The sequence below is a fragment of the Acidobacteriota bacterium genome, from assembly GCA_040752675.1.
Lineage (GTDB): Bacteria > Acidobacteriota > Polarisedimenticolia > JBFMGF01 > JBFMGF01 > JBFMGF01.
The window spans coordinates 1-21,849 of the sequence record JBFMGF010000061.1; the positions used below are offsets into that span (position 1 = coordinate 1).

The window sequence follows — 21,849 nt, forward strand, 5'->3', positions numbered from 1 at the left end:
ACAAGCTGCTTCAGAAACACCGCATTTATGAGGATCAGCGGCTGTGGTGATGGGTTGGCGTGGTGGCCTTGACTGTTACCGGTTCCTTGAAGCCGATTCTCTCCATCTTCCCCCATTTCCTTCTTCTCCGGATGTACTCCCAGAACGACTTGATCTTGAAGACCGCCAGGAGCTGCCTGTATCCGAAGTTCTCTAGAATCCCGAAGACGATGAGCTTTGAGAGATCCTGCCAGCCTGGATATCTCCGGAAGGAAAACTCTTCTAGAAGAATAGCGGCGATGGAGAGAAATATACCGTAGAGGATGGCTACGGCCAGAAAGAGGAGGAAGAATTCTACGTTCAGGATCCCGAATATAAACGATAGTATGACGGCAATGTAACCGAGGACCTCCACGAAGGGGCCAAGCATCTCGAAGAAGAAGAAATAGGGAGTGGCAAAGAGGCCGATGACCCTGTACCGGGGGTTGAACAGCATGTGGATATGCCGGAAAAGGGTCTGCAGAAGCCCGCGGTGCCATCTGTTCCTCTGCCTGAAAAGTATCTTAAACTTCGATGGCACTTCAGTCCAGCAGACGGGATCGGGGACGAAGACGATTCTGTACTTCTTCTTTTTCTGGTGCATGTGCTCGTGGAGCCTGACGACGAGTTCAAGGTCTTCCGTATCTGTGTAGTGGTCGTACCCGCCGATCTCGATGACCTCGGATTTCTTATACAGACCGAAAGCCCCGGATATGATGATAAGCGACCTCAGCGCGGACCATCCAATCCTTCCCGTGAGGAAGGCGCGGAGATACTCCACGACCTGGAAGATGGGAAGCATCTTGTCCGGGAGGGAGATGCCGACGACTCTTCCCTCTTTGACCTCGCAACCGTTTACTATCCTCACGATGCCGCCAGAGGCGACCGTCTCGTTGGGATGCTCCATGAATGGCTTCACGACGCGGAGAAGCGCATTGTCTTCGATTATTGAATCGGCATCAACGCTGCAGAAGAGCGGGTATTTCGAGAGGTTGATGCCAGCGTTCAGGGCATCCGCCTTCCCGCCCTTCTCCTTGTCTATAACGAGGAGATTGGAGTTGGCAAGAGAAGCATAGACTCCCCTCACATGCTCCGTCGGGATGGAGCGCCGGTACACCTTATCGAGCTTCCTGAGCTCGAAGGCGTTGATCAAGTTCTGGAGGGTGTTGTCCGTCGAACCATCGTTTATGACGATGATTTCATACTCGCTGTAGTTGAGCATCATCAGGGACTGGACCGTCCCGACGATCGTCTTCTCTTCATTATGAGCCGGAACAAGAACGGAGATGGGCCACGTCATCTCCGACTGCATGATTTCCCGGTAATCGCTGAAGAATGTTCTCTTGACGAATTTCAGGACTGCAAAGAGCGAAATTATGAAAAGGAGGAGATATATGGAGTTTAGGATCAGAAAGTAGAAGAGGACGAAATAATTGAACCCGATGATCGCTTTTATGACGATTGCTTGCCAGCCCATTGTTGACTCCTATGCTTTCTGTAAGTTTGAAACGAGAAGATCGGACAGGATCTGTCGGACCGCTGGGTTGGAATGCTTGTGGGCGGCCTCTTCTAGGAGGTCCGTTCTCTTCATGCGGACGAGCTTTGCAAAAAGCTCGAGCGCCACTTTTTTCACAGCGTCATCTTTCGAGGATAGCTTATCGAGATATTCATCCATGATGCCCGATTCCTGCAGCATCAGGACTGCCTGATGGCTTGCGTAGTTATCTCTGGAATCGATCATCTCGAAGAGGGCTTCGACTCCTCTGTCGCCCATGCTCTTGAGCGCTTCCGCCGTATTGGCCCTGACCCACCATTGCGAATCGCCAAGGATTTTACAGAGCGGTTGGATCGCTTCCGGGACCTTTATCTTACCCAGAGCCTTAGCCGCCATGGCCCTTACCGGCCATTCCTTATCTTCGAGAGCGACGATAAGCTCCTTGTAGCAGGAGGGGTCTCCGATTGCGCCCAAGGCATGAGCGGCTCTGGCCCTGATATCAGAGTTTTGATCGGAGAGTCTCTCAACGAGGAAGGAAACCGTGTGAAGGCTCTTGATCCTGCCAAGAATGTCAATGGCTGCTATCTTGGCGTGGATCGGACATTCCCTGAAGCACTGCATAAGTTCATCGACGACCTCTTTCCCCATGCTGCTCAGGATATCCGCGATCCGGATTGTTGACCATCGGTTCGGCTCAGCCAGCGCCTGAACGAGAGGCTTCGCTGCGGCTATTCCCTTCATGTTTCCGAGCGCCTTGGCCGATCTGACTCTGACCTCCGGAACCGGATCCGCTATCAGCTTCGCAAGCGGATCGATCGCTCTTCTGCTTTCCGCCACTCCAAGATTTTCCGCCGACTGCGCCCGTTTCCACCACCTTACCGATTTCAATCCCTTGAGGTAGCTATCCACGTAGCCAAGATCCTCGAAGGCTTTTGTAATTCTCTCCTTGGCCGTACCCTTGACGACATGGGCGTTATCGACAAGGATCTTTTCCACGATAGTCGAATCGAACGGGCGCAACAGACCGGAAAGATACTTCCCGACGTCGCCACTCTCCGAGTTGACGTATTTCAGGATGGCCGGCTCAAGTGTTCGCCGCCTCCTCCTGCAGTAAAAAGCCCAGAGGTCCCTTGTCGCCTTGTTCCCCATGATCAGCAGGGTCAGGAAAATGAATATGGCCCCAACAATCATTACGGTAATAAGAAGGGCTTGAAAGGCTATCATTTTTTCCTCTTAGATCTTTCCAAAAGTTTCTTTATTCTTGTCACGAGTTCTAGGGCATTGAAGGGTTTCACAATGTAATCATCAGCCCCTTCCTCAAGCCCCTTCACGATGTCATCCTCCTTATCCTTCATCGACAGGATAATTATCGGAGTATCCTTCAACTTATTCTCTCTCCTGATCGTCCTGATGATCTCGAAGCCATCCATGTAGGGCATGACAAGATCGGTCACGATGACCTCGGGATGGTATATCAGAGCGGCCTGGAGCGTCCTTTCCCCGTCCTCCGCCGTTATAACCTGGTATCCCTTATCTTTTAAAAGAGCGCTTAAAAAGCTGAGTATGATCGGGTCATCATCCGCTATGAGTATTCTCTCTCCTGCCATAATCTCTTTTCATCAGATTCCAGAACATTATATATGACACCCACAGAAGGCTAAAATTGGAATCTCAGCCTTGCTCCTGCCGTCGTGCTGCTGTATCCAGTACCGACCTGGAGGGCGTAATCGGTCTTACTGCCGTAAAACTCCAGAGCCACTCTCTTCGCGATGTTGATACCAAACAAGGCGCCTCCTCCAAAGAAGGAGTCATCACCGCTTCTCGTTTCCGTTCCGTCGGGATTTTTAAAACGAAAGCTCTGAAGGCCCCCATCCATCGATAGCGCATAGTAGAAGAGAGCGTTTGGTGTCCTTCCAGAAAGCTCGATGTTCAAGGCGTTCGATACGTAACGTTGCGGATCGAAGTAACCACTGTCCCGATTCTCATCGAAAGAGAGATACCGGAATCTGTAAGAGACGGTTAGCGACGGCTTCATAAGGGGAACCGTGTATCTTACCGAGAAGGTGGCGTCGTCTCTCGTGTTTTTGTCCATCGGGTCATCGTAATCGACATCCTCGTCATTGCCATCCGAAAAATCGCTCCGTTCATACCTCAGATAGAGCCTGAGTGGCTTCGCGATCGTGTAAGAAAAATCGGTATGGGAGGAATCGACGACGAGGTCGTTGTTGATAGTCTCAACGGTCACCTTGAAGGTATCCCTGCTGACGCCGATTCCCCAGTGGAGCTTCTCTCCATGGGAATACCTGTATGCAAGAGCCCCTACCAGGTATGTTTTGCTCTCCCCCAGCATGTCTTCCAGCCGCTCTCCTCCCAGTCGTGCGTAGAAGAAGTTTCTTCTGCTCAGCCGGCTGGCCAATGTCACCCCATAAGAATTCACGGAGGCTGATGCTTCGTGGAGTTCCAGATCGTACCGGGCAAGGTTGACGCCCATGTCGGTCTGGGGCTCTGGATGGAAAACAAAGTCCGCTCTGTAGATGCTGATCGTGTTATCTTCTGAATCGTCGATCCAGTCATAAGCAGTAGTGATGTGTGGCCTGAGAGAAGTCCGTACATCGCCAAGAAGGGATTGGGCTTTTTCATTCTGGGGAACTTCTTCTACAAGTTTTCTGGCGATTCTCCTGGCTTCCCTCTTCTCCCCCTGCCACAGGAGGACTCTTGCCAACCCTGTGTTTGCATCGACGTTTTTAGAATCTGCCTCTAGTGCCTTCCTGTACTCTGCCTCCGCTTCCGGGTATTTCCCCTGCCAGGATAGGACGTTGGCAAGTCCGACCAGGACCTCGACATCATCAGGGTCAGCGCTCTTCAATTTCCTGAACTCTGCCTCCGAATCCTTCATATCCCCCTTCCACGAGAGGACTCTTGCAAGCCCCAGCCTTGCCTCTTTATCATCGGGATTCTTCTTAAGGATCGCTTCATACTCTGTGATCGATTCAGGGTATCTCTTTCCCCAGCTTAGAACTCTTGCCAGCTTCAGGCGGACATCCCTGTTATCCGGATCCTTCAAGAGGATATCCCGGTAGATATCGATCGAGTGTTCATAATCACTATTCCAAGAGTAAACGTCCGCAAGGTTGATCTTAGATTGCCTATCTCCTGGATCGATTGAAAGAACCTTTTCATAATAACTGATGGAAGATGCGTATTCCTTCTGCCAGCTCGAAAGTAGAGCCGCTTTTTTCAAGGCTTCAAGGTTGTCCGGCAAAGATCTCAGGATTTCCCTGTATATCTCCAGAGCCTTCCCTACTTCTCCACCGTTAAGGGCGGCTTCAGCCCTTTTCATCTTTTCTTCCACTTCACCAGAAAGAGCCAAGGAAACAACAAGGATCAGGAATGATGCAAAGAGATATCTCTTCACCGTCGTCATCCTCCAATTGAAATTTTTCATCTCGCGCTGCCTCGAGCCAACTCTGGGTTCAAAATTCCTCGGGCTGAAAAAGCCCTTGGAAATGTTCACTCCATAATATAGGTTTTAATTTTTGAAAAATCATCTTTTAGAATAAAATAGCTATCCTTTAAATATGAATGGTAATGAGGGATTTCCCATTCTTTCCAATCGTAAAGCGGAGCCGATCTCAGACCTTTTCTCCCCATTTCATAGACGGGGGGAAATGTATCAGCCACCGCATCTCTTTCTTCTGATGGATTGATCGAAGTGACGTAGAAGTGGAACCCTTCGGTCCTGACGGTATCCAGAGGAGCCAGATGGCTTCCCTCCTGGTGCAGGACTCGCTTCGAGCTCGGATCCGTCACGTTTAGCAGTCCCCATGGAATTCTTACCTCTATGAAGGCTTGTTCCAGGTTCAGATACCAGTCAGCAAGGGAGTCGTAGTCCTTCGAACCCCTCTCCATGCTTCCAAATCGCAGAGGGCTCTTGCTATAACTTATGGCATGATAGACGGTCCCGTCCCTTCCGTATCTCTCCCTGTTCGTCTCCGACTTTATCTCTATGAATTTGCCATCCCTGTTCGGAAGCGACCGGTATGGACCCCACCCTTCCGCCGTGTGGATGAATGTGCTGTAAGGCTCATCGACGTGGATTCTCGATTCTTTTTCCCCTTTCAATTCGATCATGAACTCCATCCCGCTTGGAGTGAAGACATCTGCAGGGGGAGGAAACCGGAAATCACCCAGGTCGCTTCGATAGCTGTCGATTCCGATGAAATAGCTCGCCTTTTCCCAATCGGCTTTTCCATCCATGTTGCAGTCGAGGGAGCCCAGGTCGATCCTGAGATAAAGATATCCCTCATCGCATGTCACGTAAAACTGTTTGAGGTCCCGAGCCGCATCGAACCCATCCCCGAACCTCTTCCTGACTGACAGCTTAACCTTTTCTCCTTCATCACCTGACGATTCGGCCTTCTCGCCCGAGAATTTACTCTCCCTGTCATCAACGTAGAGGGGAGTAGATGTCTTCCAGTCATCTGGCTTTCCATCTATGCTGACCTTCCAGCCATCACGTCCGGGTTTCATGGCGAGAAGGCCGTAGTTCTGCTCCGGATCAATGGCGTTGTACCAGAGAGGATTCCTCTCGAGAGGATTCTCGAAATCGACAGTCAGCCAGTTTTTCTTGAACCACTCGTCGATCCAGGAAAAGACGATCCCGCCGGCACATTTCGTATCAACGATGTTCTTCATGAGCCTTCGGCAGATCCTCCCCTGCTCGATCTCGGTATGCCCGCCATGGTTGAACCGCTGCGACTGAAAATGGGAGATTCCCCTGCTCGTCGGAACTCCAAATTCTGCCACCAGAAGAGGCTGGTTCTTATGATAGTTCTTCAGGTCTTTCAGATAGCCGAGGTAGTTGTTCCGCCCCTCTGAGTCTTCAGCTTTCGAATACCCGGGGTCATTGTTGAGGAAATCAGGGTGATAGGGATAGATATGGTATGAGGCGAAGAAGCCGGCTATCATCTGCTCAGTCGGAATGATGTGTGTCGCATCGACGCTCACGGCATCGTCGTCGTACTGCTCCCCCTTGACAGGGTCAACCTTCAGGCCAAGTCTCCTTTTGATTTCGTTCTCCTCTATCTTCGAGGTCTCCGTAGGATGATGGATCGGATCGAGAGTGGGCCAGCTGGAGTAAGCAAGCGGGTGCTGCATGCGGTATATCTCACTCTCGTATGCGGCGGTGAAGTTGCATATCTCCGCCATCCAGCATTCCAGTGGGTTGCCTTTCTCCACACGGAAATACTCACCATTGTACCAGATCCTGTCTGGATACCTGTCGTTGAACTTGATCACCGAGAAAGGTTCCCATTCCCTTCCCAGGATCATGGCAAGGAGATACTCCGAGACATCGGCATCGTATTCCCCGTGCGCATGCCCCGGCCTGAGGGCGATCTCGATGTTCCCGTGAACTGCGTCTATGACCCTCGCGATGTCCGCCTTAAACTCGTTTATGAACTGCTGGTCATAGAAATCGTTCTCCGGCGGAAGCTCGACCCAGACTCCCTGGATCAGCCATAGCCTGTTCACTCCTGCCTTCTCGTTGTGTTCTTTCAGGGCCCTGTAGAAGACGGGAGGAAGCAGCGTGTAGACTCTTACCGCGTTGGCGTTCATTTCGGAGATCTTGTGGAGCCAGTCCAGGTATAGCTCCTTATCCATAGGGAACTCAGCCGGAAATTTTCCTGGAAGGGCTACGCCAATGTTGACACCCTTGATGAAGATATCTTTCCATCCGCCATCGACGTTTGCGGCAAAATATTCTTTTCCTGCCTTGAAGTTCACCTTGATCGGAATTTCTTTAGAGAGCGGCCCTCTTTTTATGACGTCTTCTCCAGAACCCATGAGGAAAGCTATCTGTTCACGGAGGCTACGCAGTTCACAATCTTCAGGGTTCAGAATAAGGGCTCTATCAAAAAGGGTCTTGGCTTCCCTGAAATTCCCGGAAAACTTTTTGACGATTCCCAGTCCCTTCATGGCATCGGAGCTCTCCGGTTGACTCTCGAGAATTTTCTGAAAAAGCTGTTCGCTTTCAGGCAGTTTGCCTGTTTGCAATTTTGAGTAGGCAAGCCCGCTCAAAACGTCGGTCGATTTTGGAAATTTTTTATAGGCGCGAGTAAAAAGTTGCTCCGATGACTTGAAATCCCCCTTTCGGTAATGAGACCACCCAAGCAGAACCATCGCATCATGATGATCATCATCGACGGCGAGGAGCTCCTTCAGCAAGACCATAGCCTCATCGAACCTTCCATTCTGGAAGAGTTTATTCGCTCCTTCATATTTCTCCTCCATTTCCCTGCTTTCGCCGGTGCTGTCATGAAACACCGCCCCTATGAGCAACATGCCGCTGATGAAGGAAAGAATGAGCGCAAGAACGAGGGAAACCGTCAGAACGACCCATTTTTCGATACTATGAGATGTCATTCAGGAAATGTCCGTTTGCATGAGTGAAGAGTAAGTGAACAGGAAAAGTTCCTTGGCATAGTTGAAAATGTCTGATAAAGTATCATTCTTTTCAATCATCAAATGACAATATATATTCCCGCCACAGAATTGTCATCTCAACTTGCGCGTTTCTTGACAAGGTGGACTTAGAAAGTATAATGTGCACTCGCCTCCCGGGGAGAGTATATGTGGAGGAGAAAGAGCTTTATCTTCTTGCGCTCACGGTAGTCAAGAAGGTGGGGCCAGTAACGATTGACAAGATCATCAGCTTCTTCGGAGATACGAAGCTCCCCTTCAGTGTAAACCGGGAGATGCTGCTTCAGGTCAACGGCCTTTCAGAGATAGCCGCCGACGAGATCGTCCGGATGAATCCTGAAAGAGAAGCAGAAAGGATCTTGAAAGAAGTCAGAAAAGCTGGTGCTTTTGTTTTGACCATTTTTAGCGATCAATATCCCGTCCTGCTCAAGGAGATTCACGATCCCCCACCCGTCCTCTACTGCAAGGGACGGATCGACAATGATCTGAAGATTGCCGTCGTCGGGACGAGGAGGGCCACTCCATACGGGAAGATCGTCGCCGAAAATCTTGGGTTCGAGCTGGCATCCCATGGAATCACCGTGGTCAGCGGCCTTGCCAGAGGAGTCGATACCGAAGCTCACAGAGGGGCACTTAATGCCGGCGGAAGGACGATCGCCGTTCTCGGATGCGGGTTCCATCACATCTACCCAAAGGAAAACAGGAAGCTCGCCGATAGTATCTCCGAAAACGGTGCCGTTATCACTGAGTTCCCCATGGAAATCCAGCCGGTCCCCGAAAACTTTCCAAGGAGGAACAGGATCATCAGCGGCCTCTCCGTAGCCACCGTGATCGTTGAGGCAGAAGAGAGGAGCGGTGCCCTGATCACTGCCAACCTTGCTCTCGAACAGGGAAGGGAGGTCTTTGCAGTTCCTGGAAACATCACCTCAAGGAAGAGCCTCGGGCCGAACAGGCTCATAAAGGATGGAGCCACACCTCTCATCGATTTCGATGACATATTTAATGAACTCCCGGCTCATCGTTTCGCCGGAGAAGAAAAGAGCAAAATGCAGGAGCCAGAAGATTCCAAAAAGAAGGGGCTTCAAGAGAGTGGACAAAAGGAAGACAGGGATAAAAAGTCAATAAAAGAACTGGCGCTGGATGAGGATGAAAGTAAGATCCTCTCTCTTCTCTCAGTCGACGAGCCCATGCACATCGACAGGATTGCAGATCTGAGCAGGATCAGGATCAATCGGCTCCTCGGTGCTATACTCGCGCTCGAGATGAGGGGCTTGGTTGACCAATTGCCAGGAAATCATTACATTAAGAAATTGATACGCTCATGAGAAAGCAGTTTCATGCTGGATTGCGAAAATTTACTTAATAAAATGAGGGTACCGTAAAATTGAGTAAGTTACTTGTCATCGTGGAATCGCCGGCGAAGGCAAAAACAATAAATAAGTTCCTGGGAAAGGATTACACTGTCAAAGCATCGATGGGGCACATCCGCGACCTTCCAAAGAGCAAGCTTGGAGTCAACGAGGAAAACTCCTTCGAGCCGACTTATAAAGTCCTCCCTGACAAGGTAAAGGTCGTTGCAGAATTGAAGAAAGCTTCGATGAAGGCGAAAGAAATCTTCCTTGCTCCCGACCCTGACCGGGAAGGGGAGGCTATATGCTGGCACCTGAAGGAAGAGCTTAAAAGGACGAAGGCGAAGTTCCACAGGGTCCTCTTCAACGAGATCACGAAGAGAGCCGTGCTCGAGGCATTCCAGAATCCCTCCGACATTGACACGAACAAGGTGGATGCACAGCAGGCGCGCAGGATCGTGGACCGGCTCGTTGGATACAAGATCTCGCCTCTCCTCTGGGAAAAGGTGAGGCGCGGCCTGAGCGCTGGAAGGGTCCAATCCGTTGCCCTGAGAATCATCTGCGACCGCGAGAGGGAGATCAAAGCCTTTGTTCCGGAAGAGTATTGGACGATAATCGCGCATCTGGCTTCCGATAAACCTCCTGTTTTCAAAGCGAGGCTCATCGAAGAAAAAGGGGAGAAGATAAAGATCCCGAACGAATCAGAGGCTAAGAGGGTCGTGGCCGCTCTCGAAAAAGCCGACTTCATCGTAGAAAAGATCGATGCGAAGGAAAAGAAGAAGAGCCCTCCTCCACCCTTCCTGACAAGTAAACTACAGCAGGATGCCTACCGGAAGTTCGGTTTCCCCGTCAAGAAGACGATGAGGATCGCGCAGGACCTTTATGAAGGAAAAGACTTGGGAGACCTCGGCACCGTGGGTCTCATCACGTACATGAGGACAGACTCAACGAGGGTCTCGATGGATGCCATCCACTGGGCAAGACGATGCATCGTCAAGAATTTTGGAAACGATTATCTTCCCGAAAAGCCCAGGATCTACAAATCAAGGAAGGGGGCTCAGGAAGCCCATGAGGCGATCAGACCGACGAGCTGCGACCTGCCTCCCGAGAAGGTCAGGAAATATCTCACCAGCGATGAATTGAAGCTCTACACACAGATCTGGAACCGATTCATCGCCTCTCAGATGGAATCGGCCGCATTCGATACGACGACAGTCGACGTCAGAGCAGGTGACTTTCTGTTGAGAACCTCTGGTTCCGTGATGAAATTCCCTGGTTGGCTCGCCGTCTACCGGGATTTCGAGGAAAAAGAAGCCGATGAATCCAGGGAAGGGAGCGAAGAAAAAGAGGCATTGCAGATCCCGCCCCTTGAAGAGGGAAAACCTTTAAAACTTGAGAGAGTCGAATCCCAGCAGGACTTCACGCAACCTCCCCCGAGGTTCTCGGAAGGAACGCTCGTTAAAGAGCTCGAGGAAAATGGGATCGGAAGGCCGAGCACATACGCCACCATCATCGCCACTCTGCAGAACAGGGACTATGTGAACAAGGACAAGGGCAAGTTTGTGCCAACGGAACTAGGCTTCTTAATCGCAGACCTCATGGTGGAGCATTTCGGTGACATTGTTGACATTGGATACACCGCGCGACTCGAGGAAGAGCTCGACGAGATAGAGGAAGGGAAGCTCAACTGGATCGATGCCCTTAAAGAGTTCAACGATAAGTTCAACGATGACCTGAAGAGAGCTGAAGCGGAGATGAAGGATGTGAAACGGGAGGAAATTCCGACCGAGCTCAACTGCCCGGAATGCGGAAAGCCGATGGTCAAGAAGTGGGGCCGCTACGGTTATTTTCTTGCCTGCTCGGGATATCCCGACTGCAAGCATACCCAGGAGCTTGCCGAGAATGGCGAAGAGGCACACGAGTTCGCCGATGAGACCGAAGAGACCTGTGAAAAGTGTGGAAACAGGATGGTTGTCAAGAAGGGGCGATTCGGCAGATTTTTAGCCTGCTCCGCCTATCCTGCCTGCAAAAATACGAAAAAGATCATCGTCAACCATGAAGGGAAGGTTGAGACGAAGGAAGAAAAGACCTTGGATGAGAAGTGCCCGAAATGCGGCAAGAATCTCATCGTCAAGCATGGCCGTTTCGGAGAATTCACCACCTGCAGCAACTACCCTAAATGCAAATACATCAAACATAAAGAGACAGGGGTCAAATGCCCCGAAAAGGGGTGCGGCGGGATGATCGTCGAGAAGAAGAGCCGCAGGGGAAGGATCTTTTACGGCTGCGGCCACTACCCGAAATGCAAATTCGTCATCTGGCAGAAGCCGATCAAGGAGAAGTGCCCGGAATGCGGCGCCGAGTTCCTCGTCGAAAAAGTCTCAAAGAAGAGCGGCCGCTCCCTCCAGTGCCTCACCGATGGATGCTCCTTTAAGACGCCCCTTCCGTCCTGAGATTTTTCATATGCGAGTGCACGCGCCTGTTAGGCCGTGCAAATTGCTTGTGCTTAGCAAATCTAAAGCTTTTTATATTGCCATAAGATAATTTCATTCTCATCTGGATCATAGCAAGGCACAAGAAAACCATTTGCTACTTCATGCAAATCAGCAGTGTGAACTCCTTTTATTTTTAGATGGTCAATTGCATCTTGAATATCGTCTACCTTGAGGCATAATCTTGCGTTGCCATACCCTCCTATTTTTGATTTGTCGCTGCACGGAACAAGTTCAAATAAGACACCATCTGCATCAAAGCGTGCAATGATATCTCTAGAGATCAGTCGAAAGCCAAGAACATTTTTATAAAAAGAGATTGATTTCTCGATGTCGCTGACATAGTAAAAGATGCAGTCGAATTTAAATTGTATCAATTGAACGGCTCTTTCCTTTCCAGGCCTTACTTCAATGCTTTCTAAGCGTCTAACACTGGCACTCAGCGGCCGGCGCGGCTGTTGCTTTGCAAGAGCCGTGACGCCGAAGCTGTCAGCTTAAGCGAGTAGTTAAGCATCTTGAGATTGCGTAATTCTTTTATCTTTGAAACGAATACTTCGCCCCGGATGACGAAAAGCGAGGCAAAAAATAGTATAAGGATTGGTATGACAATCATGCTTAGAATGTAAATGATATTGCTTCTAGCGATTGTGAATAAGCAAAACATCGGTACGCCAATAAGAATTAAAACTGAAAGTCCAGTCATCAATTTCAAGGATATGCCCCATGGCGCATTAAATACAAAATCTTGATACATGGCTACTCCTCTTTTGAATCCTGTAGTTATGCTCTTACTCTAATTTGTTCATAAAGAAATTCTGGAGCAAAATCAGCCCCATTTTGCCAAACCAGAGTATGCAATTCGGGATCAACTCTAAAGCTTCTGAACATTTCCAAATCTTTCAAAGGCTCGAAGATAGGACCTTTTAATTCATCTTTTAGATTGATTTCACCTTCCGTCCCATCCGAGAACTTGATCCAAATGGTATAGTCAGAGATATGTCTTGCTTCCTTTACACAATAGAATATTTTCTCTACTCCACATGAGAGAGTGCCCGTTTTGGAAATTTGCCAGTTACAATTCCGGTTTCAATTTCATAAGTGATTTCATAATCACCGTATATAGCGTGAAAATGCGGTGGCATATGATCCCTGTTCGATGATTGTCATTCTGCAAAGTCCAGAAGCTGTGTTAGCCGCGGTTCTTCAATTCGGTAATCGGAAATGGCTCTTAGTGTTTCATTGGTGGTGCACATGGATACCCCAATTCCCGCGATCCGCACCATGCAGATGTCGGTCTCGCTATCTCCGACGGCAACGACACTTCGGAGGTCAATGGCGTGTGTGGCCGTCGCGTGAAGGAGGGCGTTGCTCTTGCAAAAGTTGTGATTACAGAGGCTGGCGTTGGACCGACAGAAATAGGAGGGGACTTTGACTTCCCCGGTTGCGACGCTTTGCGAGAACTCAAGCTCGTTTGACATTACGAAGTCAGCGTTGATCTTGGTCTTGATGTGGCTCGCAATACAATCGTAGCTGTCGGTAATAATGCCGATAACATAGCCTCTTTGTTTCAGAACGTCAGTCACTTGCAGCACGTCCTCGACAAGGGGAATGCGGTCTGCAGCAGAGAGCAGTTCCGCAATATTCTTGCCCTGAAGCAATTTGGCGATGTGTTTGGTTACCAGAAAGGAATCCTGGTTCTTGGCAATAATGTTGATGAGGTCCTGACGGAATCCGAAGAGCTGCGCGGCGAATTCGATAAAACGGCCTCGAAGAAGCGTATTGTCCATATCAAAGACAACCATCTTGCGAAGATATCTAGCGCTGTTGCGGATTGCATCATCCATGTAGTCACGAATGATTGATATGGTTTCCAGATCGTCAAGACTCGTGCGCTCCAGCTTCGTAGCTCTGGCGAGTATGGCCCGGGACACCTCCTTCGACATTCGCGTCAATTGGTGCCACGGTTTCATCTTGTGTTCAATCTGACCAATATCGACCTCGACTATCCTTGCGCCCAAAAGGTGCATGTCTATGAGAAGGGCGATGTCCACACCATAGTCATCCTCAAAAGTGACTCTCTGAAGGAATTCGCGGCGCGCAGCGACGAGACCGCCCAGCGGTTGCGCAAAGTGAGCTACGGCGGGAAACAGGAGGCTCAGCAATGGCTTTGCGACGAGTTCGGTTACCCTTCCAGCCTCACGGGAGAACTTCGCTTTCACAAAATCGGCCTCATTGCTGAGGAGCGGCTCTACAAGGATACTAACTACGTCGGGATTCAGTTTGTCCAGATCTGCGTCGAGATAGACAATGACATCCTGCGAGGAGAGAAGAAGGCCGTCACGCATGGAGGCGCCTTTGCCGATCCTTGTGCTAGTGATGACGCTCGCACCAGCCTTCTTGGCCTCGCGCACCGTATTGTCGAATGACTTGTCATCAACAACAATCACCTCCCTCACGTTGGGGTTGAACTTAGCGATCTTGACGACCGACCCGATGGTCATCTCCTCGTTGATAGCAGGTATGATTACGCTGATCATGTTTATCGGTTTACCGAACACACCGCTAAGCTGCAGCCGAGACGGCACGATGTTTGCCACCGCAAACAGCGTGACGCCGAAGGTGGCAGCTTGAGCGGGTAGTTAGAAGGCTTTTAATTTAACCCGCTTGATAATGGAATGAAGAAAGTTCTTCCTCAGACATCCGAGCTTTAATACCGAGAAATTCAACGCCTACAACTCGGCCATCTTTATCAAAATCAAGAATTACACCAGGACGAACTTCTTCAGATTCTATTATTGCATTTTCATCCAAACGGAAGTAAAGAGCATCTTCTTTTTTATCAACAATCAGTCTCATTATTTTCCCCTCAAGCTTCAGTCAAAAAAAACTGTTACTGCCCTATGCGGCTGCTTCTGCGCATCAACAATAATGCGCAGCCATCTATTCCCATGTTCTTGTATCTGACAAAGAAAATGTTGTGTGCCGTCTTCGTGGCGTTCAATCTTTTGTGGTTCTTTCAATGTTCTATCAATCCATTCTTGTCGAATTGATCGTTCTTTCATCATCTTCTTGAAGTGCTTTGTAAATATCATTAATCATGAGCATATACCAAATTACTAATGGCATCAAGGAAAAGCATCAACAGCTCAGATTGTCCTTCTAACGTAATAGATTATATCCAGAGTGCTTTATAAAGTAAGCAAATTTTTTAGGCAAGCACAAAGCAGGAGCACTCAGGATATGATCTCGTTGGACGAAGCCGCTTTGCGGCAATTACTATGGGGATTGCTTGTGGAGGAAGAGAATAAGAAATTCAGTTGAAACAAGGCACGAAAAAGTATGATGTGATGATTTCTTAGAAAAGAAGCGATAGGATCTGGATTTTGAAAGAGAATTACCCTTTGATTCTGACATGAGGGAGGTTCCTTGTGCACCGTGAGCAGACTGGGAGCATACTCCAGGCTGGAGATGGAGGATAAGACAGCATGGAAATAGGATGGAACAGCAGAGAAGACTTTTTATTTGGAAGGAAGTTTATCTTTGAACTGAAACTGCCGCAAAGCGGCTTAGTTCAACATATAGTGAACGGAACCGTTTATTCCAATAAATAGGCGAAAAATTGCTATGAAGCACTCGCCAAGATCAAGAAATTTTTGGCTTTTAATTGCCAAATTTGCGCTAATATATAAATATGAGAGAGAGTGTTCATAAGTTCATCGAGTATTTGAGGTTCGAGAGGCACTTCTCGGAAGAGACCTGCCGGAGTTACCTCTCGGACCTCGCACAGTTCGCCCGGTTCCTGGACAGCGAGTTCGATCCAGGAAAGAAGCACAAAGCTGAGGATGTTGACGTTCTGGCTGTGCGAGGTTTCGTTGGATTCCTCCATCGGACGGGAAAGAAGAAGTCATCTATCGAAAGGAAGATCGTCTCGCTCAGGTCGTTCTTCAAATTCCTCTGTCGGGAAGGAGTTCTGAACGCCAATCCGGCCGCATCGGTTACTCTTCCGAAAAAGGAGAGGCGACTTCCGAAGCATCTCTCCGTCGATGAGGTCTTCCATCTTCTCGACACGCCTGATAAGGCATCACCGCAAGGAGCAAGAGATTCGGCGATACTCGAGCTCCTATATGCAACCGGGATGCGAGTCAGCGAGCTCGTCGAGCTGAGCCTCAACGACGTTGACATCACAGAGATGACTGTGCGCGTCATGGGAAAGGGGAAGAAGGAAAGGCTCCTTCCTTTCGGGAGCAAGGCAAGAGACACCCTGCAAAATTACCTCCGGCTGATGAGCCCCGTTCGGGATTGGGCAAAGTCTGCCGATGCCCTCTTTCTCAGCATGCGGGGAGGAAGGCTAACGGCCCGGAGCATCAGGAGGATCATCAACATTCATATTTCCAGGGCTTCCATTGCAACGAAGATTTCTCCGCATTCCATAAGGCATTCCTTCGCCACGCATCTTCTGAACGCCGGAGCAGACTTGCGCGCCATTCAGGAGATGCTCGGTCACGCTTCCCTGTCCACGACGCAGAAGTACACGCACATGGACGCAACGAAGCTAATGGAGATCTACGATAAGTCCCACCCGAGGGCTCGCATCCCTTCTTCTGAACGATGAAGGTGCCCGTCTCTTTTGATTTAATCCTGCCGATTAGATATCATAGTGGGACCTTCTGCTGGACGACGATGAAGTCAGTTGAGATGGACAATACAAAAGACAGGCTTCTCAGAATCGCCATCGAAGCGGCAAAGAGGGGCGGTGATGTTCTGATGAAATACTGGGAGAACGGAGAGCGTCTCGACGTCGATGAGAAGGGGAAGAACGATTACGTGACCCAGGTGGATAGGGAGGCCGAGAAAGAGATTGTCTCATTCATTCATTCGAGCGTTCCTGACCATGACGTGGTAGCAGAGGAGTTCTCGAGAAAGAAGAGCGGTTCGCGTTACGTCTGGCTCATCGATCCTCTCGATGGAACGACCAATTACATCCACAGGTTCCCGGTCTTCTGCGTGTCGGTCTCTCTGCTGATCGATGGTGAGATCTCGGTCGCCGCCGTCTTCGATCCTATCAGAAACGACATTTTCCAGGCAGTGAAAGACAAGGGAGCTCACCTCAATCAGAAGAAGCTTACAGTTTCGCATCCCGGGTCGTTTGGAAGAGCCGTCCTTGCGACCGGATTTCCCTTCCGTGAGCAGCACCGCCTGGAAAACTACCTGAAAACCTTTGAGCATTTTGTTCGAACGACTTCCGGGATCAGACGTGCTGGTTCTGCCGCCATCGATCTCTGCTACACCGCGGCGGGGATTTTCGATGGGTTCTGGGAAATGGGCTTATCATCCTGGGACATTGCTGCCGGCGCCCTCCTGGTCAGAGAGGCGGGCGGCATCGTCACGGATTTTCATGAGGGAAACAGATTTCTCGAAACCGGCGATGTTGTCGCCGCTTCCCCCTTTATCCACGCCGAGCTTATGAAAGTCATCCGGGAAGCCTATCCCGACTCAGATTGATCTTGAATGCAAAAGCATGGCGGCCAGTTTGATGGCTTCGATCATGCTGCAGGGGTCGGCTACATCTTTCCCCACAATGTCGAATGCGGTCCCGTGATCGGGAGATGTCCTCACGAATGGTAACCCTAGAGTGACGTTCACCGCTCTGAGTTTGAGAGACTTGATCGGGATGAGACCCTGGTCATGATACAGCGCGAAGACGAGGTCGAATTCTCCTTTCATCGCTCTTGCATAGATACTATCCGATGCATATGGTCCAGAAACATCGATGTTCAGGAGTCTCAGCTCTTCTATGGCCGGGATGATCTCTTTGTTTTCTTCCTCTCCGAACAATCCTCCCTCTCCGGCATGAGGGTTCAGGGAGCAGATCCCGATCTTGGGTTTTTCATTGAAGAGCCTCAAGTACTCTTCGGTGAGCAGCTTTGCTTTCTTGACTATCTCTTCTTTTCTGACATGACCGATGGCATCCTTCAGAGATAGATGCGTCGTTAAGAGGAAAATCTTCAGAGGATGGCTGTAAAAGAGCATGCCAACCTCTTTCACGCCGGAGAGAGAGGCCAGAAATTCCGTGTGGCCTGAATGTCTTACCCCTGCAAGTTGCAAAGATTCTTTGCAGATGGGAGCGGTGACGAGCGCGCCGATCTTCCTCTCGAGGGCAAGCTGCGCTCCGATCCTTATGTATTCACTTGCAGCCTTGCCCCCTTCTGCGGATGCCTTGCCCGTCGGAACGCCTCGAGCCGATCCTGCGACGTTATATATCAAAAATCCGTTTACCTTCTCCACATTCTTCTCTGAAGTTCCTTCCACGCTGTAAGTTTCCGGATGCCCGATCTCCCGTGCCGTCTTCCGGAGGAAGTCCCCGTCTCCGATGAGGATGGGTGTGCAGAGGCTCTGCACTTCCAGATCATAGGCTGCCTTCAGCGAAACTTCCGGTCCGATGCCGGCAGGGTCGCCCGTGGTTATCCCTATCTTGATTTTCATGGATGCCTCCTCTGATTCGATACGAGGCGCCATCGTTGCGAGTTAAAAGATTCAGTCAGGAAATGGAAAGATCAGGCTAATGGACCTCTGTCTTGGGCTACTGTTCGTCGCCTTTGTCTTCAGCCTTGTACATGTACTTGATGTTATTTTTCAGGATGAGAAGATTGGGAGCACCTTCTCTGTTGATCTTGATGCAGTGCTTGTCATACCACTCGATGACCCCTCTGATGATCTCGCCATCGCGCAGAACGATCACCATAGGCGTCTTAGCATTCATCTGCTTAAGGTAGTAGAAGCTCTCTGCATTGGTCTGGTCCGGCGGGCCCATCATCCTCCTCTTATCGATGGCCTTCTCAGACATTTTGACTTTGATTTCGGAAAGACTGGGCCTGATCAGTTTGCGGTTGCTCATGGAAAAATCTCCAAATGCTTCGGTTAGTCTTGGGTATCCCGGAATATTATCAAGCGGTGATAATAATTTACATCACAATTCGATGAATTCAAGCAAAAAAATTATCTGGGTTTATTCAGTATCTGGCTCCGTCATTAAACATAGCGAATTCAGGAAAGATAATCAAGTGAAGTTTCGAGAAATTCTCTGGCTGTCTTTATGGAGTTCAGCAGCCTCCGGTATTGGAGGGCTCCGGGCACTCTCCTGAAGTACCATCCGGCGAAGCTCCGCATCCGATGCAGTGCGATCCTGTCCTCTTCGTTTTCAAGCAGTATCCGAAAATGCTCTAGGGCGAATCTATTGCGTTCGGCCGCGCTTATGACTTCCGGAACCTCTCCTCTCTCGATCTGCATGATCTGCCTGAAGATCCAGGGATTGGACATTGCCGCCCGCCCTATCATCACTGCATCGCACCCTGTCTCCCGTTTCATTCGGATGGCATCTTCCGCCTCTTTCACGTCCCCATTTCCGATCACGGGAATCTTCACTTGATATTTCACTTCTCCGATGAGAGGCCACTCCGCCTTTTCCTTGAAAGAGTCCGAACGGGAACGCGCGTGAACAGTGATAGCGGCGGCGCCGTTTTCTTCGGCGATCCGCGACAGCTCGATCCCCTTCCTGTCCCATTTCTGCCATCCGGATCGTATCTTCACCGTCACCGGGATGGTGACGCTCCCCGTCACCGCCCGAAGGACCCGGGCCACAAGTGCTGGATCGTTGATCAGCGCTGCACCTGCACCCGTTTTGACGATTCTGCTAACCGGACATCCCATGTTGATATCCAGGATGTCTGCGCCTGAATCCTCGACAATCTTTGCCGCTAGCGCCATTCTCTCGCGGTTGGCACCTGAGATCTGTATAGCAATCGGCCTCTCGGCGTGAGAGAACTCCATGATCTTATGGCTTCTCTTCGAATCCCTGGTAAGGGCTTCCGAGCTTACCATCTCGGAGAAGATCAGGCCGCAACCACCCAGTTTCTTGATCTCCCTCCGAAAATAGGTATCCGTGAAGCCCGCGATGGGGGCGAGAGCAAGTCCTGGCTCGATTATGACGTGCTTCAGAATCATCTGGTGGGCGCTTTGTGCTTTACGGAGAGCCGGTGTTGATACCTTTCATTGACCTCGATGGAGCTGTCCTCCCACATCTTCGTGAGAAGCTTGTTCACCGCCTCGCTGTATTTCTCACCCGAGATTGTGTCATAGATCTCGAAGCGGACGTCGGGGAGGGGCTTAACCTTCTTTTCAGTTTTCTCTTCAAGTTTCACGATGTGAAATCCGTAAGAGGCTTCGATGAGATCGCTTACATCCCCACTTTTCATCTGGAAGATCCTGGTATCGAGATCCGCCGCCAGCTCGCCTTTCACAAAAGTTCCAAGGAGACCCCCCTTTTCTCTGGTGGCTCCATCGGAAAGTTGTTCCGCGAGTTTGGCGAAGTCCGCTCCCTCTTTCACCTGTCTGAGGATTTCTCTCCCCTTCTCTCGCACGGCCTCCCTGTTCTCGGGAGTGGCCAGAAGGATGATCTCCCGGACAGTGACCCTTTCGGGATCTGTAAAATCCTCGATATTTTTCTCATAGTAATTGTCAATCTCTTTGTCGCTGACCGTGATCTCGTCGCGTATCAGAGAGTTCAGGATCATCTGCGGCGCCTGGAATCTCAGAATCTCTTCCCTGAGCTCGTCCTCCGTCATCCTGACATCCTTCAGGAAATTCTGGAAATCCTTGTCCGATTTCAGGTTCTTCTGTTCCCGGAACTCCTTCATGATGGACTCCCCTAACTTCTTCATGTCGTACTGCTGCTCCGCCTTCTGAAATAGAAGCTTCTCGTTGATGAGGTTGTAGAGAAGATACTCCTTCGCATCTTTCAGCTTCTGGTCCAACTCCTCACCTGTGTAGGTTGAGTATATCTCTCTTGTGAGGGATCGTTCGTAATTCTCGAACTCCGTTTTTGTGATTATGTCGTCATTGACCTTGGACACAATCTCCTCGATCACTTTTCCGGCTATGAGACAACCGGAGAAGAACAGAAGAATGAAGAGAGCCATGACATATGGTGATATCCTAGACATGGGTCCTCCTCAAGAATTTTCTCTGATGAAATGAAAGGGGAGTCGCTCATAAAAGATCTTGATCTCCCCACCGGTCTTCAGCTTTTTGAGATGGTCTTCCAGCATGGCATGGCATTTCTCCCGCAGCAGCCGTTCTTTCATGCTCTGAGCGATCTCTTCGAACGATTTCATCCCTTCTGCCTCGACGCTCTCCAGGCGAAAGATGCATGACCTTCCAAGTAGGGACATTGGCTTACTGATCTGCCCGACTTTCAACCGTTTGACTTCATCCCGGATGTTTTCCGGCAGTTCGTCGATATTGTAAACCTGGGGTCCGCTCTGGCCGGCAGGAACAGCATATTTCTCCGCCAGGGAGTTAAAGTTTTCCTGATTTCCGCGGATCTTTTTGAAAAGCTCCCTGGCCTCATTCTCCGTCTCCACTATGATGATGCTTAGCGTGACCGTATGGGTCTTCTTCAACTCTTCCATCTTCTCCTGGACGTACTGCTTCAATTCGGTATCGCTCACCGTCACCCCCGGGAAGAGTTTTTCACTCTTGAACTTCTGTATCATCAAAAATTCTGTCAGTCTTTCCATCTCTCCTTTCCGGAGCTTCCCAGCCTTTTCCTCTTCCCCCCCGAACCCTTTCAGGAACTCATTCACCTCTTCGCCACCGACCGTGACCCCGGCCTTGATCGCCTCTCCCAGCAGGAGCTGGGTATCGATGAAATCCTCGAAGAGCCTGCTCTTTACCTTATCAACATCAGTCTCATCCTGCTCGAAATCTTTGATGCTAGCGACGCTGAGGATGCCATTGAGATTATCATAGAAATATTTTTCCAGCATCTCGACCGTGATTTCTCTCCCACCGATGATGGCAATAACGTTCTTCTCCTCCTCTTTCTCCCCGTAAAACCCGCACCCCTCATTCCATACCAGTACCATGACGATAGCAAAAAGCCTGTACATCACTTGAAACATGGCTTCGTTCCTGAATTCATCGAATCTAAGCATGATCATATGCCCAGCGGCCAATA

General features: G+C 49.9%; 19 protein-coding genes and 1 pseudogene. 4 read left to right on the forward strand and 16 right to left on the reverse strand.

The features are described from left to right. Positions 1–34 precede the first annotated feature (34 nt). The 5 genes from AB1756_06035 to AB1756_06055 form a co-directional block, all read right to left on the reverse strand. Positions 35–1,495, reverse strand: a complete 1,461-nt coding sequence (locus AB1756_06035; protein MEW5806885.1) for a glycosyltransferase family 2 protein — start codon at positions 1,493–1,495, stop codon at positions 35–37. Between the two features lie 9 nt (positions 1,496–1,504). Next, entirely contained in the window at positions 1,505–2,737 is a 1,233-nt protein-coding gene (locus tag AB1756_06040) for a HEAT repeat domain-containing protein (GenBank protein ID MEW5806886.1), read from the reverse strand. Next, entirely contained in the window at positions 2,734–3,120 is a 387-nt protein-coding gene (locus AB1756_06045) for a response regulator (GenBank protein MEW5806887.1), read from the reverse strand. Before AB1756_06045 ends, AB1756_06040 begins: the two co-directional genes overlap by 4 nt. A 50-nt stretch (positions 3,121–3,170) precedes the next feature. Further along, the gene (locus AB1756_06050) at positions 3,171–4,958 is read right to left on the reverse strand and encodes a tetratricopeptide repeat protein (GenBank protein ID MEW5806888.1); all 1,788 of its coding nucleotides are present in this window, start codon (positions 4,956–4,958) and stop codon (positions 3,171–3,173) included. A 65-nt stretch (positions 4,959–5,023) separates the two neighbouring features. After that, positions 5,024–7,936: a tetratricopeptide repeat protein gene (locus AB1756_06055; protein MEW5806889.1), complete on the reverse strand. Its 2,913-nt coding sequence runs from the start codon at positions 7,934–7,936 to the stop codon at positions 5,024–5,026. Positions 7,937–8,145: 209 nt separating this feature from the next. On the opposite strand from AB1756_06055, the gene dprA reads away from it, so the two are divergent. Both dprA and topA read left to right on the forward strand, forming a co-directional pair. Continuing rightward, positions 8,146–9,318, forward strand: coding sequence for a DNA-processing protein DprA (gene dprA / locus AB1756_06060; GenBank protein ID MEW5806890.1), 1,173 nt, complete (start codon positions 8,146–8,148; stop codon positions 9,316–9,318). Positions 9,319–9,377: 59 nt separating this feature from the next. Beyond that, a complete protein-coding gene (topA, locus tag AB1756_06065) occupies positions 9,378–11,795 on the forward strand; it encodes a type I DNA topoisomerase (GenBank protein ID MEW5806891.1) in 2,418 nt (805 codons plus the stop codon). 62 nt (positions 11,796–11,857) lie between these two features. Here topA and AB1756_06070 read toward each other — a convergent pair whose 3' ends face one another. The 6 genes and pseudogenes from AB1756_06070 to AB1756_06095 all read right to left on the reverse strand — a co-directional run bounded on the left by AB1756_06070 (position 11,858) and on the right by AB1756_06095 (position 14,926). Next, positions 11,858–12,211: a VOC family protein gene (locus AB1756_06070; GenBank protein ID MEW5806892.1), complete on the reverse strand. Its 354-nt coding sequence runs from the start codon at positions 12,209–12,211 to the stop codon at positions 11,858–11,860. Between the two features lie 403 nt (positions 12,212–12,614). Beyond that, positions 12,615–12,899: a DUF2442 domain-containing protein gene (locus AB1756_06075; GenBank protein ID MEW5806893.1), complete on the reverse strand. Its 285-nt coding sequence runs from the start codon at positions 12,897–12,899 to the stop codon at positions 12,615–12,617. Further along, positions 12,878–12,988 (reverse strand): annotated as a pseudogene (locus AB1756_06080) (DUF4160 domain-containing protein). The gene AB1756_06075 and the pseudogene AB1756_06080 overlap by 22 nt, the downstream one beginning before the upstream one ends. Before the next feature lie 9 nt (positions 12,989–12,997). Beyond that, on the reverse strand, positions 12,998–14,392 hold the full coding sequence (locus tag AB1756_06085; GenBank protein MEW5806894.1) for an HAD-IB family phosphatase: 1,395 nt from the start codon (positions 14,390–14,392) through the stop codon (positions 12,998–13,000). 97 nt (positions 14,393–14,489) lie between these two features. Continuing rightward, positions 14,490–14,690 carry a DUF2283 domain-containing protein gene (locus tag AB1756_06090; GenBank protein MEW5806895.1) on the reverse strand — a complete coding sequence of 67 codons (201 nt, stop codon included), beginning with the start codon at positions 14,688–14,690 and terminating at the stop codon, positions 14,490–14,492. A 17-nt stretch (positions 14,691–14,707) separates the two neighbouring features. Beyond that, positions 14,708–14,926 carry a DUF4258 domain-containing protein gene (locus tag AB1756_06095; GenBank protein MEW5806896.1) on the reverse strand — a complete coding sequence of 73 codons (219 nt, stop codon included), beginning with the start codon at positions 14,924–14,926 and terminating at the stop codon, positions 14,708–14,710. Between the two features lie 599 nt (positions 14,927–15,525). On the opposite strand from AB1756_06095, the gene xerC reads away from it, so the two are divergent. Further along, positions 15,526–16,446, forward strand: coding sequence for a tyrosine recombinase XerC (xerC, locus tag AB1756_06100; protein ID MEW5806897.1), 921 nt, complete (start codon positions 15,526–15,528; stop codon positions 16,444–16,446). An 83-nt stretch (positions 16,447–16,529) separates the two neighbouring features. After that, the gene (locus AB1756_06105; GenBank protein MEW5806898.1) at positions 16,530–17,336 is read left to right on the forward strand and encodes an inositol monophosphatase family protein; all 807 of its coding nucleotides are present in this window, start codon (positions 16,530–16,532) and stop codon (positions 17,334–17,336) included. On the opposite strand, the gene pdxA is transcribed toward AB1756_06105, so the two are convergent. From pdxA to AB1756_06130, 5 genes are all read right to left on the reverse strand, one after another. Next, entirely contained in the window at positions 17,328–18,317 is a 990-nt protein-coding gene (gene pdxA / locus AB1756_06110) for a 4-hydroxythreonine-4-phosphate dehydrogenase PdxA (protein MEW5806899.1), read from the reverse strand. The genes AB1756_06105 and pdxA overlap by 9 nt on opposite strands. A gap of 97 nt (positions 18,318–18,414) precedes the next feature. Beyond that, positions 18,415–18,729, reverse strand: a complete 315-nt coding sequence (locus AB1756_06115; protein ID MEW5806900.1) for a hypothetical protein — start codon at positions 18,727–18,729, stop codon at positions 18,415–18,417. A 149-nt stretch (positions 18,730–18,878) separates the two neighbouring features. Then, positions 18,879–19,835, reverse strand: coding sequence for a tRNA dihydrouridine synthase DusB (gene dusB, locus AB1756_06120; protein MEW5806901.1), 957 nt, complete (start codon positions 19,833–19,835; stop codon positions 18,879–18,881). Continuing rightward, on the reverse strand, positions 19,832–20,833 hold the full coding sequence (locus AB1756_06125) for a peptidylprolyl isomerase (protein ID MEW5806902.1): 1,002 nt from the start codon (positions 20,831–20,833) through the stop codon (positions 19,832–19,834). Before AB1756_06125 ends, dusB begins: the two co-directional genes overlap by 4 nt. A gap of 9 nt (positions 20,834–20,842) precedes the next feature. Further along, entirely contained in the window at positions 20,843–21,826 is a 984-nt protein-coding gene (locus AB1756_06130; GenBank protein MEW5806903.1) for a peptidyl-prolyl cis-trans isomerase, read from the reverse strand. Positions 21,827–21,849 lie beyond the last annotated feature (23 nt).